At 40.4% G+C, this 14,464-nt stretch carries 7 protein-coding genes, 1 pseudogene and 1 riboswitch; all 8 genes and pseudogenes read left to right on the plus strand.

The window, feature by feature from the left end; all coding sequences use genetic code 11:
* Positions 1 to 220: 220 nt before the first annotated feature.
* The 8 genes and pseudogenes from IEV35_RS19445 (at position 221) to IEV35_RS19480 (ending at position 14,238) form a co-directional block, all read left to right on the plus strand.
* Entirely contained in the window at positions 221 to 5,173 is a 4,953-nt protein-coding gene (locus IEV35_RS19445; protein WP_188386324.1) for a phosphodiester glycosidase family protein, read from the plus strand.
* 371 nt (positions 5,174 to 5,544) lie between these two features.
* Positions 5,545 to 5,733, plus strand: a riboswitch (cobalamin riboswitch).
* A gap of 151 nt (positions 5,734 to 5,884) precedes the next feature.
* Positions 5,885 to 7,960, plus strand: coding sequence for a DUF4430 domain-containing protein (locus IEV35_RS19450; protein ID WP_188386325.1), 2,076 nt, complete (start codon positions 5,885 to 5,887; stop codon positions 7,958 to 7,960).
* A 14-nt stretch (positions 7,961 to 7,974) separates the two neighbouring features.
* Positions 7,975 to 8,847 carry a DUF4430 domain-containing protein gene (locus IEV35_RS19455; protein WP_188386326.1) on the plus strand — a complete coding sequence of 291 codons (873 nt, stop codon included), beginning with the start codon at positions 7,975 to 7,977 and terminating at the stop codon, positions 8,845 to 8,847.
* A gap of 185 nt (positions 8,848 to 9,032) precedes the next feature.
* The gene (locus IEV35_RS19460) at positions 9,033 to 9,833 is read left to right on the plus strand and encodes an energy-coupling factor transporter transmembrane component T (protein WP_188386327.1); all 801 of its coding nucleotides are present in this window, start codon (positions 9,033 to 9,035) and stop codon (positions 9,831 to 9,833) included.
* A complete protein-coding gene (locus IEV35_RS19465) occupies positions 9,821 to 11,506 on the plus strand; it encodes an ABC transporter ATP-binding protein (RefSeq protein ID WP_188386328.1) in 1,686 nt (561 codons plus the stop codon). The genes IEV35_RS19460 and IEV35_RS19465 overlap by 13 nt, the downstream gene beginning before the upstream one ends.
* The gene (locus tag IEV35_RS19470; protein ID WP_188386329.1) at positions 11,476 to 12,153 is read left to right on the plus strand and encodes an ECF transporter S component; all 678 of its coding nucleotides are present in this window, start codon (positions 11,476 to 11,478) and stop codon (positions 12,151 to 12,153) included. Before IEV35_RS19465 ends, IEV35_RS19470 begins: the two co-directional genes overlap by 31 nt.
* A 112-nt stretch (positions 12,154 to 12,265) precedes the next feature.
* Positions 12,266 to 12,673, plus strand: a pseudogene (locus tag IEV35_RS19475) (thiamine pyrophosphate-dependent enzyme); the annotation flags it as partial.
* 530 nt (positions 12,674 to 13,203) lie between these two features.
* Positions 13,204 to 14,238: a YeiH family protein gene (locus tag IEV35_RS19480; protein WP_188386330.1), complete on the plus strand. Its 1,035-nt coding sequence runs from the start codon at positions 13,204 to 13,206 to the stop codon at positions 14,236 to 14,238.
* Positions 14,239 to 14,464: the final 226 nt, after the last annotated feature.

The following is a 14,464-nucleotide window of genomic DNA, read 5'->3' on the forward strand; positions in this document are numbered from 1 at the left end:
ATTTTGTCGAAAAGCTATTCGTTTGTTTGAAACAGACGAATAGCTTTTTTGTGTTTTCGGTGAGAAGGCGGGATAGCTTTTTATAACAATTTCTTCCCTTGTAAATCCTCTTATGTAAAATATCGCGCTATCAACTTAACAAACTATTAATAATCGTTTAATAGTTTTTTGTTATTCTGAAAGTCGAAGTATGTCTAAGCATTTACAAAGGAGGAGAATAATGGGAAACATGTTGAAGCGATTTTTAATTGGTTTTTTATCTGTTCTTCTGGTTCTTCAGCCGTTTTTGTCAACAAGTGAAGCGATTGCTGCTGAATGGAATACAGAGGTAATTGAGACGATTTACAATGAAGAAGAAACTCTTATTGCTCCAGGATTAACACAAACAACATTGCATGCCTCCAGTCATCGTGGAGAACAAAGAATGTCCATGTTAACCGTAGATTTAAATGAGGAACATTTGTCTATTGAATCAGGTATTGCTCATAATAGCTATCCTGGATTACAGCCTTTGACAAAACAAGCACAATTAGTCTCTACTGAGGGGCATCAAGTTGTCGGTGCAGTGAATGCAGACTTTTTTAATACGAGTATTGGAACAGTGTCTGGTCTATTTATACATAAAGGTCAATTATTGAATACGAGTACACGTCCTGCTTTTGGGATGACAGCGGATGGAAGTCCTGTCATTGGTGTGCCACAGATGAATCATTTTGTGAAGGCAGCCGACCAATCGTTTGATGTTACTAGTATAAATACTACTCGTGGAACAAATAATTTAATTGTATTTACTCCAGAATATGGTGAATCAACATCCACGAATCCATATGGTGCAGAAGTGATTTTGGAAAATGTGGAAGGGAATGTTCATCAGCCTGGGACAGTAACGGCTACAGTGAAAGAAGTAATTAGTGGGGTGGGGAATGCACCACTGGAAGAAGGAACGATTGTTTTATCTGGTCATGGTACAGCAAACTCCTTCTTAAAAAATAACTTCACTAAAGGTGAACAAGTCGAAATTACATTAAGCTTAACAGAGCCATGGAATGAAGTGGTTGAAGCGGTAGGTGGTAATCCGATTCTTGTTGAATCTGGTAATCTAGCAAACTTAGCAAGTGATGCTTTCAACAATGCGGTTGCCCCTCGAACGGCAGTAGGTATTAAAGCAGACGGTAGTCTCTTTTTCTTAGTAATAGATGGACGTCAGCCGGGATATAGTGAGGGAGTTACGATTCATGAGTTAGCAGAAATCATGCTCGATTTAGGAGCAGTGGAAGCAATTAATCTAGATGGTGGTGGTTCATCGACATTAGCTGCAAGACAACCAGGGGATGCTACGTTATCGGTTGTCAATTCCCCATCCGATGGGTCAGAAAGAAGTATTGCCAACTCACTTTTTATCGTTAGTTCAGCTCCAACGGGTACATTAACTAGTTTATCTGTTAGTCCACAAAAGGCGTTACTTTTAGCGAATAGTCATATGAATTTCGAAGCAAGTGGATTAGATGCAGCACATAATCCAGTAAAACTTGCTGAACCAGTAAGTTGGTCAGTGGATGGTGCTGGTTCCATTTCTACGGATGGAACATTTACTGCAGGAAGTTCTGCTAGTACAGGTACGGTAACTGCTACTTCAGGCGATGCTGTTGGAAGTACAACAGTAGAAGTGGTCGATGAGATTGATGACATACAACTTCCGCAAGCAGAATTAACATTAGATCGTGGCGGCGAATTTAATTTAGCTGCAAAAGCATTTAAAAATAAACGAGAAGTGATTCTTGACCAAGATCAACTGCAGTGGGAAGTCGAAGGCGACGTAGGTGAAATTGATGAGAATGGCTATTTCATCGCAACCGATAAATCAGCGATTGGTACTGTAACGGTTTCATATGGTAATGTCGAAGATACGATTGAAATCGAAGTTGGTAAAATGCCAATTATCTTAGAAGACTTTGAAAATGGCATTGATCATTGGACAAAGAGTGGGGCGCGATACAACACGATAGATATTCGCCAAACCACATACCCAGAACCAGCAAGATTTGGTGATCATGCATTACAAATCGATTATGATTTTGTAGGAACACAAGGTACTTCTGGAGCTTATGCGTATCCGAAAGAGGATATTGTGATCGAAGGATATCCAGAATCGATTGGAATGTGGGTATATGGAGATGGGAAAGGGCATTGGCTACGGGCGCAATTAAAAGATGGCGATGGGAATGCATTCCCAATTGACTTTGCAGCAAAAGTAGATTGGGTAGGCTGGAAGTATGTCGATGCGCCAATCCCAACTGGTAAATCGACACCATTGAAAATTGATTTAGCTGTCCGTTATATGGAAACGAGTAATGCCAATAAAAATGCTGGAACGATTTATGTCGATAATATTCGTGCCGTGTACGGGGAAACAAATGACGACTTAACTAATCCTACTTTGTCCGATATATATCCAGCTGCTGGGGAAGAATTAACGGATAACGTCCTAGAAATCTCAGCAATAGCTACGGATGATATAGAAGGGACAGGCATTAATCCAGACAGAATCGAAATGACGATTGATGGTCAAGCAGTAACCCCTTCCTATGACGAAGCAACTGGTGAAATTAGTTATGTTCCAGAACATCCTTTTGCAGATGGGATTCATATTGTTGATTTAAAAGTTCAAGATAACTTCGGGAACCCAGTAGAAAAAACATGGAATTTCACGGTCAATACAGGAAGTGCTTCGTTAACGATGGAAACGCCAGAAAAGGTGTATGCTGGTAATCAATTAGATATCACAATTTCTGCAAATGAAATGCAAGATATGTACGGTTCACGAGTCGTCTTTTCGTATGATCCGAGTAAAATGACGATCGTTGACCAGGAAGTTGATGTAGAAGGTATTCAAATCGGGGTTAGCGAAAAAGTAAAACAAGCAACCATTATTACGAATGAAGTAAACGAAGAACAAGGCGAAATTATTTTTGAAGTGAAAGATTTAGATAGGATTAGTGAAATAGATGAGGAGGAAGCACTTCTTACTATTACCGCTAACGTGAAATCGGATGCCGTGGATGATGTACGGTTGGATTGGGTAGAAGGGGCAATCTGGTTAAATAGCAATAAAGAATTAGCTCTACCGATGAATCTACCGGATTTTGAAACAGAAATTAGTTATGGATTACAGGTAGATGTTGGCGTATTAGCGATTAATAAAACAGCTGAGATTAAAGTCACTGATGAAAATGGTGAACCAGTATCCGGTGCCGGTGTCTTTGTTAGAGGAGACATTAATCAAGTAGCAATGATTAAGAGTGCTGTTGCTAATCTATATCGTGAAAAGGATACTCAATCAGAAGTAGTTGCGACAGGAAATGAATTTGAGCGATTCCTACTAGTGGAACAAGCGGATGATTGGTTAAAAGTGAAACAAAGAAATGGAAATATTGGTTGGATAGAAGCAAAAGATGCAACAGTTTCCTTATGGGGACAACCTTTAGGAACGACGAATAATGATGGTGTATTAAGAACGAACCTATTAACGTTAGCAACTGGAGATTATCAGCTACAAGCGAAAAAAGGTACGGATTACAGTGTGAACACAACGAAAACAGTTAAACCTTTGCTTGGAACAACGACGCCAGAACAACTTGTCTTAACTTGGGAACATAGTCCGAAGACGACACAAAGCTTTACATGGAGAACATCTCCAGACGTGGTCGATTCAGTTGTTCAAATCGTTGAGCGAGATCAGTTCACTAGTTTTGATGCAGATAATGTGGTCGAGCTAGAAGGAACTAGTTTCCTACATGAAACAGATCTTGGTGTGAAACAGATGCATGAAGTTGATGCGATGGATCTAACACCAGGTACAGCATATGTTTATCGTGTTGGAGATGGAACAGATGCTGGATGGAGTGAAGAAGGAACATTTACGACAGAACCAGAGGAAGATGAGGCGTTCTCCTTTATCTTTACATCTGATACCCAATCCATTGCTAATGGTTCCGATGTAAATGGATACGGAATTTGGGGAGAAATCTTCGGTAAATCTTTACAAGAATATCCAGATGCCAAATTCATGCTATTATCTGGTGATATCGTAGACTATGGTGATCAACAAATTCATTGGGAACACTGGTTTGACGCAGCAAAAGATTACCTTCCGAATGTGAATATGGTTCCTGTTCTAGGAAACCATGATGTTATTGGTACAGGGAATGACAACTTTAAAGCACAATTCCAATTACCACGAAATGGTCCAGAAGGGGAAGTAGAACAAGCTTATTCCTTTGACTATGGAAACATGCACTTAGCCGTATTAAATACGGAAGGTGACTTACAAAAACAAGCAGAATGGCTTATTGAAGACATGAAGAATTCAGATAAGGATTGGAAAATTGTTTCTTTCCACCGTTCTCCATATCATAGCCATGAATCTAGAGGTAGTGATGATGTTCGTAAAGCGTGGACATGGGCGTTTGATGAAGTAGGAATCGACCTTGTATTATCCGGACATGATCATGCGTACATGCGTAGCTGGCCACTTTATAATGATGAAATCGTGGGTGAAGGGGAAGGAACTACCTATATTATTGGTGGTTCTGCAGGTCCAAAATTCTATCAAATGGGTGACCAAGAATGGATTCGTGTTGGATTTGATGACAACATTCAAATTTACTCTGGCGTAACGATCGATGGAAATGAATTATCCTTTAAAGTAACAACGAGAGATGGCGATACTGTTGATGCATTTACAATGGTAAAACCGGAAGAACCAGAGGAACCGGGTGAAGAACCGGTTAATCCTGGAGAAGACCCTAATCCGGGAGAAGATGAAGACACTGGTGAAGAGCCTAGAGAAGATTCTTCCAATGATGACGATACGAATTCAGATGATGAATCCGATTCGGAGGACAACGAGAACGCAGAAGATGAACAAAGTAAAGAAGAATCTGAGGATGGATTTGGACCAGATAAAGATTCGAACAATGGATCGGAATCGGAAGAAACATCAAGTCAGATTTCAAATGATGTTACAGATAAGGAAAAAGATGCAACATCAAAAGAAGGTAAGGAATTACCGAATACTGCAACGAACATGTACCGTTATTTAGCAATTGGAATCGGATTGTTAATGATTGGTATTGCTATGATAATCGTTCGACGTAAAAGAATGATAAATTAGAAGGATTGGATAATATAACCCCCTAGCTGATGTTTGGCTAGGGGGTTTTTAAGTGTGGGTAAGCGCATGGATGGTTCAGAGCCATTGGATGGAAGTACCCTTTTTCAGAAGCTTCGGACGGTTCTTGTGCTTACTTCTTCCACGCTAAGGTTCTTATTTTCGATGCCTACTCCAATGTCGAGGGGCAGGCTCCTAATCCATCGTTACTTCCTAATTGGGAAGTATGCAACATTCGGCAATCTTCGAGCTTTTTCGGGAGGTGTCAGACACCTAAAAGAGACACTTTAAAGTAGTCTCTTTAAAGGCTCACTCCATATAGGCGCTTTGAAAAACTTGACGGATGGGTTTTATTAGCATAGATTGGAGTTAATAGAATAATAGAAAATTTAGGTTGGTTTGGTAATTTTGCCAAATCATTAAAAGGGAAGTCCGGTGTAATTCCGGCGCGGTCCCGCCACTGTAAATGGGAGTTATCTATTGATTATCCACTGTCTAACGATGGGAAGGAAATAGATGCAATGATCATGAGCCAGGAGACCTGCCTAATTTTTCACCATAAAACCTACGAGGATAGGGAGGTGTGTTGATACGAAAGGCTATTGGTATGACTAAAGTCTCACCATACATAGTACTGACTTTTTACGCACATAACATCTCTTTAGTAGAGATGTTTTTTTATTGGAATTGAACAGATGACAAGGAGGAAAAATAATGAGGAAGTCTATTAAACTAGTAAACTATTTCCTAATCATTCTAATGGTTCTTGCACCGTTTTTCACACTAGGAACGACCGTAACAGCGGCACAAAGCCAAACAATAACAGCGGAATCCGAGAAAAATCATACGATTGAGCATTCTATCACCATTTCAGAGGAAACGAATGAGATTCCACTTCCATTAGTAGATGTAGAGATTGAAGAAGGGGATACCGTAATCGATGCCTTAATTAAGGCTACAGAAGAATATGAAATTCCGTTATCCTACATTGGCGAAGAATCCAGTGTATATGTAGAAGGTATTGATGATGTATATGAATTTGACCGTGGTCCTGGCAGTGGCTGGATGTATCGTGTAAACGGGATTTTCCCGAACCGAGGAGCAGGGGTTATTAAACTAGTACCAGGTGACCGAGTAGAATGGCTTTATACTACAAACCTTGGTCAGGATATCGGTGCAGATTTAAAACCTTTTCGAGATAATTTAGATCCTACTATTCTCGTTAATGGGATGACAGATGGGGAAACCGTAAATGAAAAACACCTTACCTTCTCTGTTCATGCCACAAGTTATTTTGGTACGACATTAGTACCTACTGTAACAGTCAATGATGTTGAGATTACTCCATCTGAGGAATCGAGCTATACGTCAACATTACAAGAAGGAACCAACACAATTTCCATTGACACCGAAGATAAAGAAGGACGTCAAACTACCCAAACCTATACGATCCAGTATGAAAAGGTAGAAGAAAAACCAACACCAGGTGAAAATGAGGAAACAGAATTCAATTACGAGCAACTGACCACGGCAATCGAGAAAGCAAGTTCCTTCATACTCGAAAAAGGCGTGTATAGCGAATGGGAAGCAATCGGCTTAGCCAAAGCTGGTAAAGTGGTTCCGAATGATTATTTAACCGTTTTCCACGAAAATGTACAAAGCCAGATCATTCAGGCACTCGAAAATGGGCGTATAAAGATTACTGATATCGAACGTATTGCCATCGCAGCTGTTGCAGTTGGTTTAGACCCGAGGGATTTGAATGGTCTGAACTTAATCGAGTTAATTTATAACAGCCCTGAGCGTCGTGGCGGCTTTGATACGATGACATTCCAAGGTAATAATGGCCCGATATTTGCATTAATTGCACTCGATACGAAAAACTTCCCGGTGCCAGAAGATGCGAAATGGACAAGGCAAGGATTAATCGATGAATTATTACGTACGCAAAATGAGGATGGAAGCTGGTCACTGAACGAAATGTTTGCTACTCCAAGTGTGGATATTACCGGGATGGCACTAATTGGACTAAGTCCTTATAAAGATCAGCCAGCAGTTCGTGATGCTTTAGACCGAGCAGTTGATTGGTTATCCAGTGTTCAATCAGACAATGGTGGCTTTGACGGTGGGGATTTTATAGGTGGAATTACGAGTGAAGCAACCTCACAGGTTATTATCGGATTAACTGCTTATGGGATAGACCCAACTGCAGAAATCTTTACGAAAAATGGCCATAACCTCATCACGCATTTACTAGAATTTCAAAATCCAGATGGCGGTTTCAAACATACACATGATTACGATTACTCTGATCCAATGGCAACAGAACAAGCATTACAAGCAATCGTAGCTTATGACAGCTTCTTAAATGGAAAAGGTAGTATCTATCATTTTGGCCAACTGAATGAGGAAGTACCTGGTGAAGATGAAGACGAGGAAGAAGAAAATGGAAATGAGCAAGAAGATGCTGGAAACGACGAGGAATCCGGAGCGCATACGGATGACCAAGAAAAAGAAGAAAATGCAGAAGATAAGAAAGACGACCAAGAAGAAACTGAAAATCCTGGAGAGAATGACGAAAAAGGTACTGTTTCAAAAGAAGATAATGAGGACTCACTGAAGGATGACAAGAAAGAACAAGTTACTACAACTGATGTCACAAAAGGTAAAAAACTACCAAACACTTCAGCCAATTTTTATAATTTTATTCTTATCGGTATGACAATCATGTTTATTGGTGGTCTCTTGTTAGTCCTTCACTTCAGAAAACAGCGTAAACAAGTTTCTTAAGAAAGGATGGTTTCATGTCAAATTGGTGGAAGCGCTGGGCACTTCTCTTTTTCATTGTCTCGCTATTAATCATTACTGGTTGTAATTCATCGCTCGACATGCCTTTATCCAAAGAAGAGGCAAGTCAGACTGCAGCCCTCGAAAAAGAGGAGAACGTTTCATCAGGAGATGTTAAGGAAGAGAAGGAGAACCTGGCTAAAGACGCTACTCCTACGGTAAAGAATGATACTAGAATAGAGAGGAATAAAAAGGTAGAAGACATTTCCAAGCACGAAGAGGAAAGTAGCACCTCCTCTAATCAAAAGAGCGAATCATCCAATCCTAGATCAGAAACAAAGTCAGAGAAGAAACAACAACCAGATTCAACGAACAATACGGAAACATCCAAGAAAAAAACAGATAACGACACATCGGAAAAAAAGGAAACAAATCAACCAAACCATAAAAAGGAAGACAACACTGCTTCTGAGAACAATTCTTCTGAATCCGAACCGAATGATACAGAGCCAGAAGCAACACCAGCTAATACAATCGTTTTTTCTATTGTTATTTCCGAGGAAACGAATGAAATACCACTACCACCAACCGAAATGGAGATAGAAGAAGGTGATACGGTATTACAGGCACTAATTAACATTACAAAAGAAAAACGGATTCAAATGGATTATCGAGGCGGACAAGGGGCAACTGCCTATGTAGAAGGAATTGATAATGTCTATGAATTTGACCGGGGACAAGGTAGTGGCTGGATGTATCGAGTAAATGGCATTTTTCCAGACCGGGGTGCCGGCGTTGTCCCACTTTTACCAGGTGACCGTGTCGAGTGGCTTTATACGACAAATTTAGGCGTTGATCTAGGAGCAAATTTACAGCCGTTTCGCCGCTAGAGAGCATTTAGTGATGGGGTACTTTTGGTTGGGTTGGCAAAAACCATGTAGTTCCCCGTCACTCAATTTACCATTGTACCTAGATCTTAGCTTTTTAGAAAGATGGTGATCAATTGGAAAATGGATTTCGCAGTTTCCACCCGTACGTCCAGTTTTGTTATTACCTTTTTGTTGGATGGTTAATCATGTATTTTAATCATCCACTCTTTTTAATTACTGCTCTTCTTATACTCGTTTTTGTCAACTTATCCCATGACGGGGGAAAAGCATTAAAAAAGTGGGTGCTCGTTCTCATCCTGATGAGTGTCCTTATCATTCTATTAAATCCTTTCTTAGTTTCGAGAGGGACAACTATCTTATTTTATTTTCGTGGGAAACAAGTAACACTCGAAGCAACGATTTACGGAATGACGATGGCACTATTTATCGTCAATGTACTTATTCTGTCTATTTCTTTTCATCTCATATTAAATGGTAATCGGTTTTTATACATATTTTCTAAGTTTCTCCCACGTACGGCATTTTTAGTAATGATGGCGATTCGGTTTGTTCCGTTGTTAAAAAGAAGGTTAGACGAAATTAGCGATGTCCATCACATTCGGGGGCTGAGCATGAGAGAAGGGAACATGAAAAACAGGATGACAAATGGTATGTTACGACTGCAAACAGGCTTAACATGGTCGTTAGAGGAAGCGATACAAACGGCTGATTCCATGAAGGCAAGGGGGTATGGCTTAGGGAAAAAAACTTCCTATATTCCATACTATATGAAAAAGCGTGACTGGGTCTGGCTCATGATACTATGCTTTCTCTTTGCGCTTTGTATCGCAGGTGGTGCATTAGGTTATGGGAAAATAGTCATTTATCCAGTACTTGGTACGTTGCAATTTTTTGGGATTGATTGGACGGTGTTCGGATGTATGGTTTTGCTAATGGCATTTCCTTTATGGGTAGAAGGGAGAGAAACATTACGATGGAGATTTTAACGATAACCGATTTATCCTTTCAATATCCGGATACGGAAAAATATGCAATCCAGCAATTATCCACATCTGTTCATAGTGGGGAATTTGTCCTCATCTGTGGACCTAGTGGCTGCGGTAAATCTACTCTGCTGCGATTAATAAAAAAAGAACTTGCTCCTTTTGGTAAACAAACTGGAAATATCCTGTATGCTGGAAAGTCTCTTCATGAATGGGAGGAACGCGTCGCCATAGAAGAGATCGGTTTCGTCTTTCAAGATCCGGAAAACCAACTTATTTTAGATGATGTCTTGCAGGAAATGGTTTTTGGAATGGAAAATCTCGGCTATTCCAATTTGGAAATGCGAAAGCGTGTAGCGGAGCTTGTCCATACGTTTGGGTATGAACCATTATTACAGAAAAAGGTTTCAGAATTATCTGGTGGGCAAAAACAAATCTTGAACTTGCTTTCGGTTCTGTTGTTAAAGCCAAAAATTCTTTTACTTGATGAACCGACATCCCAATTGGATCCAATTGCTGCCAAGGATTTATTATTAATGTTGGAACGAATAAATAAAGAACTTGGGATGACGATTGTACTAGTAGAACATCGTCTGGAGGAATTGTTTGACCTCGCTGACCGTGTTCTCATGATGGATCAAGGAAGGATTGCTTATCAAGGGAATCCGCGGGAAGTAATCGATGCGGTTTACAATCAAGGAGATAACCGTTTCCTCCTGTATCTCCCATCTGTTTCAAGGTTTTATTTAGAGGTAGAGGATTACCCGGTGAAGGAAAACATCCCACTGAACGTAAAACAAGGGAAAACATGGCTATCCAGTCTATCATTTCGTCTTACTCCAGAGGATTGTTTTTTGGAAGAAGGCAAGCTAAAGAATGGACAGCCAGCCATTGAACTAAAGGAAGTCTTTTTTCAATTTGCGAAGGATTTACCAATGACACTCAGGGACCTTAGCCTCACTATTCATAAGGGAGATTTTTATGCGATTGTTGGTGGAAATGGTTCAGGTAAGACAACATTATTACGGGTTTGCTTAAATCTACTGAAGCCCGGGCGAGGGAAAGTAAAGGTTCTTGGGCAGAAATATCAGAAGAAGAAGGTCATGGAGCAACTAGAAAAAGTTAGTTACCTTCCACAGAATCCGATTACTTTTTTCATTCAGGATACGATTGAAAAAGAAATGCTTTATATTGCAAAGAAACAATCGTTTCGTTACCCAGAATCCGAAATTACCGAGCGATTACAGCAGTTAGGAATTGAACATCTTCGAAATAGACACCCATCCGACTGTTCCGGTGGAGAACTTCAAAAAGCAGCCCTTGCCTGTATGTTAATGGAGCAACCGGAGATTATTCTAATTGATGAGCCTACGAAAGGACTCGACCCCATTTCTAAGCATCAATTAGCAACGATTCTTAAAGGGTTGCACGAGAAAGGGATAACGATTGTTATGGTAACCCATGATTTGGAGTTTGCAGCACAGCATGCGACAACATGTGCAATGCTGTTTCAAGGGCAAATTACTGCTGAAGCTACACCAAGGGAGTTGTTTAAAGGAAATTATTTTTATACGACTGTAATGAATCGCGTCACCCAGAACAGTACAGTACCAGAAGTACTTACGTTGGAGGAGGCAATGGCTTTATGCAAAAACGTGGCACATTTCCCCTCTTAGCGTTGATCTTATTGTTTGTGGTTTTGTGCCTGTCCTTTATTTTATTTCCGTATCAACACTATTTTATCATCAGTGTCGTTATCATTGGTTTATTTCTATTACTGTTCTTTAAACGTTTTGAAAGAAAGAAAGTAAAAACAAGGGAAATAGTGATACTGGCAATGCTTGCAGCGCTAGCCGCTATTGCTCGAGTACCATTTGCAGGAATACCAAGCGTGCAGCCAACGTCTTTTGTGATTATTACGGCGGGTTTAGTCTTTGGAGCTGAGTCTGGCTTCTTAGTTGGGGCAGTTGCAGCAATTGTTTCTAATATATTTTTAGGACAAGGGCCTTGGACACCATGGCAAATGTTTAGTTGGGGAACGATGGGACTTAGTGCAGGATTATTGCGCTCGTTACTAAGTAAAGTATGGGTTCAATGTATTTTCGGATTTGCTTGGGGATTTCTTTTTGGCTGGATCATGAATTTGTGGATAATCGTTAGTAACATAGAAAACATCTCATGGGAATTCGTCATCGGCATTTATGCATCCAGCTTCACCCATGATCTTTCCCATGCTATTAGCAATGTCGTCTTTATCGCCATTTTCAGTGCAAGATGGGTAAAGATATTAGATCGATTTAAGCGGAAATATGGGCTGCTGTGAAGTGTGGGGACGGCTTGTGCGGTCCGAGCATAGCTCGTAACATGGTACGCGCAGGGATGGTTCTCACGCTTCAAGAACGTAATAAGGTTTGTAAAGTTCTCCGAAGATGGAAGCTATTATTGGGGATGGTGCATGGGGAATGAGTCTCCATGAAGTAAGTACAGCAGTTGAACAGAATATCCCTGTTATTGCATGTGTATTTAACAATAAATCTTGGGCGGCTGAGAAGAAGAACCAAGTGGATTATTATGATAACCGTTTTATTGGGGCAGATATTGAAGCACCAGAATTTGCAGAAGTAGCTCGTTCGATGGGAGCATTAGGTTATACGATTGAAAAACCAGAAGATATTGCTCCTATTGTTAAAGAAGTTTTAGAGAAAAGAAAGCCTGCTGTGTTAAATATTTATGTGGACGGAACACAACTTGCTCCTCCATTCCGTCGTGATGCGTTGAAGATGCCAACGAGATTACTAGAAAAGTATAAACATCTTGATTATAATGAGTGGGGGAATAAGTAATACGTGAAAGACCTGAGGCTGGGGCAAAACTATTTCTAGCAAAGGTGAAAACGAACATTACAGTTAGCGCATCTAACCCGCCCCGGAAATATACTGCGCTTTCACTTCCAGTACCGGGGCGACATCTGCTCGGAAGAACCATCGCAGTGTCTACCTCGCCGTGGGCGGCTGGTGAGCCAGGCTGCTACTTGAATAGGCTTCCTTGCTGCCTTGCACCGAGGAAGACTGCTTCGTAGCGATACTTGTAGACGCAGGTGTATCTGCGGGGTCTCACCGATGCCTTTCCTCCCACAGGACAAGGAACGCTTCGACAGCGACACATCGCACGCAGAAAAAAGTGATATTCTTTTTTCAAGGAGTCTCCGTATATTTCCGGGGCTAATGTAGTTTTTGTTCGTTATTACAACCTTTATTTAAGTTTTGCCCCTGTCTCATTTTTATAAAAGGTAGATTAGGGTAGTTCTTTCGTTTATATTAACTAGTGTGTTTGAATAGTAGTTTTGCATTGCTTTACTTGGGAGGTGTACGGTTTGGGAGTTGCACAGGAAAAAGTACAGCCTGTACCCGAAGAGAATAAACAGTTACGGTGGTTAGGTGGGGTAGCATTCACCTTTTTATTAGCGGCAGTCGGGTTCGTCGTTTCACAAATCCCTGGACTGACGTACGTTGGGCAGCTTGGATGTGCCATTATCATTGCTATTATTTATAGGCAAATCTTTGGTTATCCAGAAATGCTTCGAGCAGGGATCACTTTTTCTGCTAAAAAGTTACTTCGGTTAGCGATTATTTTATATGGTCTTCGCTTAAATATTGGTATTGTATTAAGTGATGGGATTGGACTTTTATTTAAAGATGCGATTATTATTGCCGTTGCTATTTTGCTAATGGTATGGATTGCGAAAGCGATGAAAGCAGATGCCAATATATCGTTACTATTAGGTGTTGGAACCGGCGTATGTGGTGCAGCGGCGATTGCTGCGGTTGCCCCAATTGTGAAAGCCAATGATGATGAAACAGCCATTGGGGTTGGGATTATTGCTTTAATGGGGACGATCTTTTCAATTGTATATACAATTATTCGTCCCATCTTACCATTTTCAGCAGAAGACTATGGGATTTGGTCTGGAATGAGTTTGCACGAACTTGCCCATGTTGCCTTAGCAGCAGCACCAGCAGGACAAGATGCATTAGCCATGGCCTTACTAGCGAAACTTGGACGTGTATTCTTACTTGTACCACTATGTTTTGTGTTGATCTATTTCATGAAACGAAGACAGGCGAGTAAACTTGGAGAAGAGAAGACAAAAATTGCCTTCCCATACTTTCTGTTAGGATTTATCGCAATGAGCTTATTTGGTAGCTTCGTTCTAGGTAACGCTATCCCAGTATCTGAAGAAATGTTAGAAGGAGTGTATACATTCACGACATGGCTTCTAACGGCGGCGATGGTCGGACTAGGACTAAGTGTAAGTTTAAAAGAAGTAAAAAACAAGGCGATGCTACCATTAATTGCAATGACCATTGTATCACTTGTCGTATCTGTAGTAGCTGTTGTGTTAGTGTAAAAAAGACCAATATAATTGATGAAAAAACTTCCATTAATGAGGACAATTTCCTAGGAAATGGAAGTTTTTTGCTGTTTATTCGGTGTTTATTACTCGGGAGGTGCCTAGTATAGTAAATAGTCATTAAATACAAAAAAACCATCGTTTCTAGTAAAATGGAAATACCTATCACAGAACTTCCATTTACTTATCCCAAAGGAGAGATGAAAACGATGGTTTCTAATTT

It is taken from the genome of Ornithinibacillus halotolerans (assembly GCF_014637405.1).
GTDB classification, from domain to species: domain Bacteria; phylum Bacillota; class Bacilli; order Bacillales; family Amphibacillaceae; genus Ornithinibacillus; species Ornithinibacillus halotolerans.

Bases quoted from the DNA above. Each gene is read 5' to 3' on its own strand.
- IEV35_RS19445 (WP_188386324.1), top strand. From the start codon at position 221: ATGGGAAACATGTTGAAGCGATTTTTAATTGGTTTTTTATCTGTTCTT.
- IEV35_RS19450 (WP_188386325.1), top strand. From the start codon at position 5,885: ATGAGGAAGTCTATTAAACTAGTAAACTATTTCCTAATCATTCTAATG.
- IEV35_RS19455 (WP_188386326.1), top strand. From the start codon at position 7,975: ATGTCAAATTGGTGGAAGCGCTGGGCACTTCTCTTTTTCATTGTCTCG.
- IEV35_RS19460 (WP_188386327.1), top strand. From the start codon at position 9,033: ATGTATTTTAATCATCCACTCTTTTTAATTACTGCTCTTCTTATACTC.
- IEV35_RS19465 (WP_188386328.1), top strand. From the start codon at position 9,821: ATGGAGATTTTAACGATAACCGATTTATCCTTTCAATATCCGGATACG.
- IEV35_RS19470 (WP_188386329.1), top strand. From the start codon at position 11,476: ATGCAAAAACGTGGCACATTTCCCCTCTTAGCGTTGATCTTATTGTTT.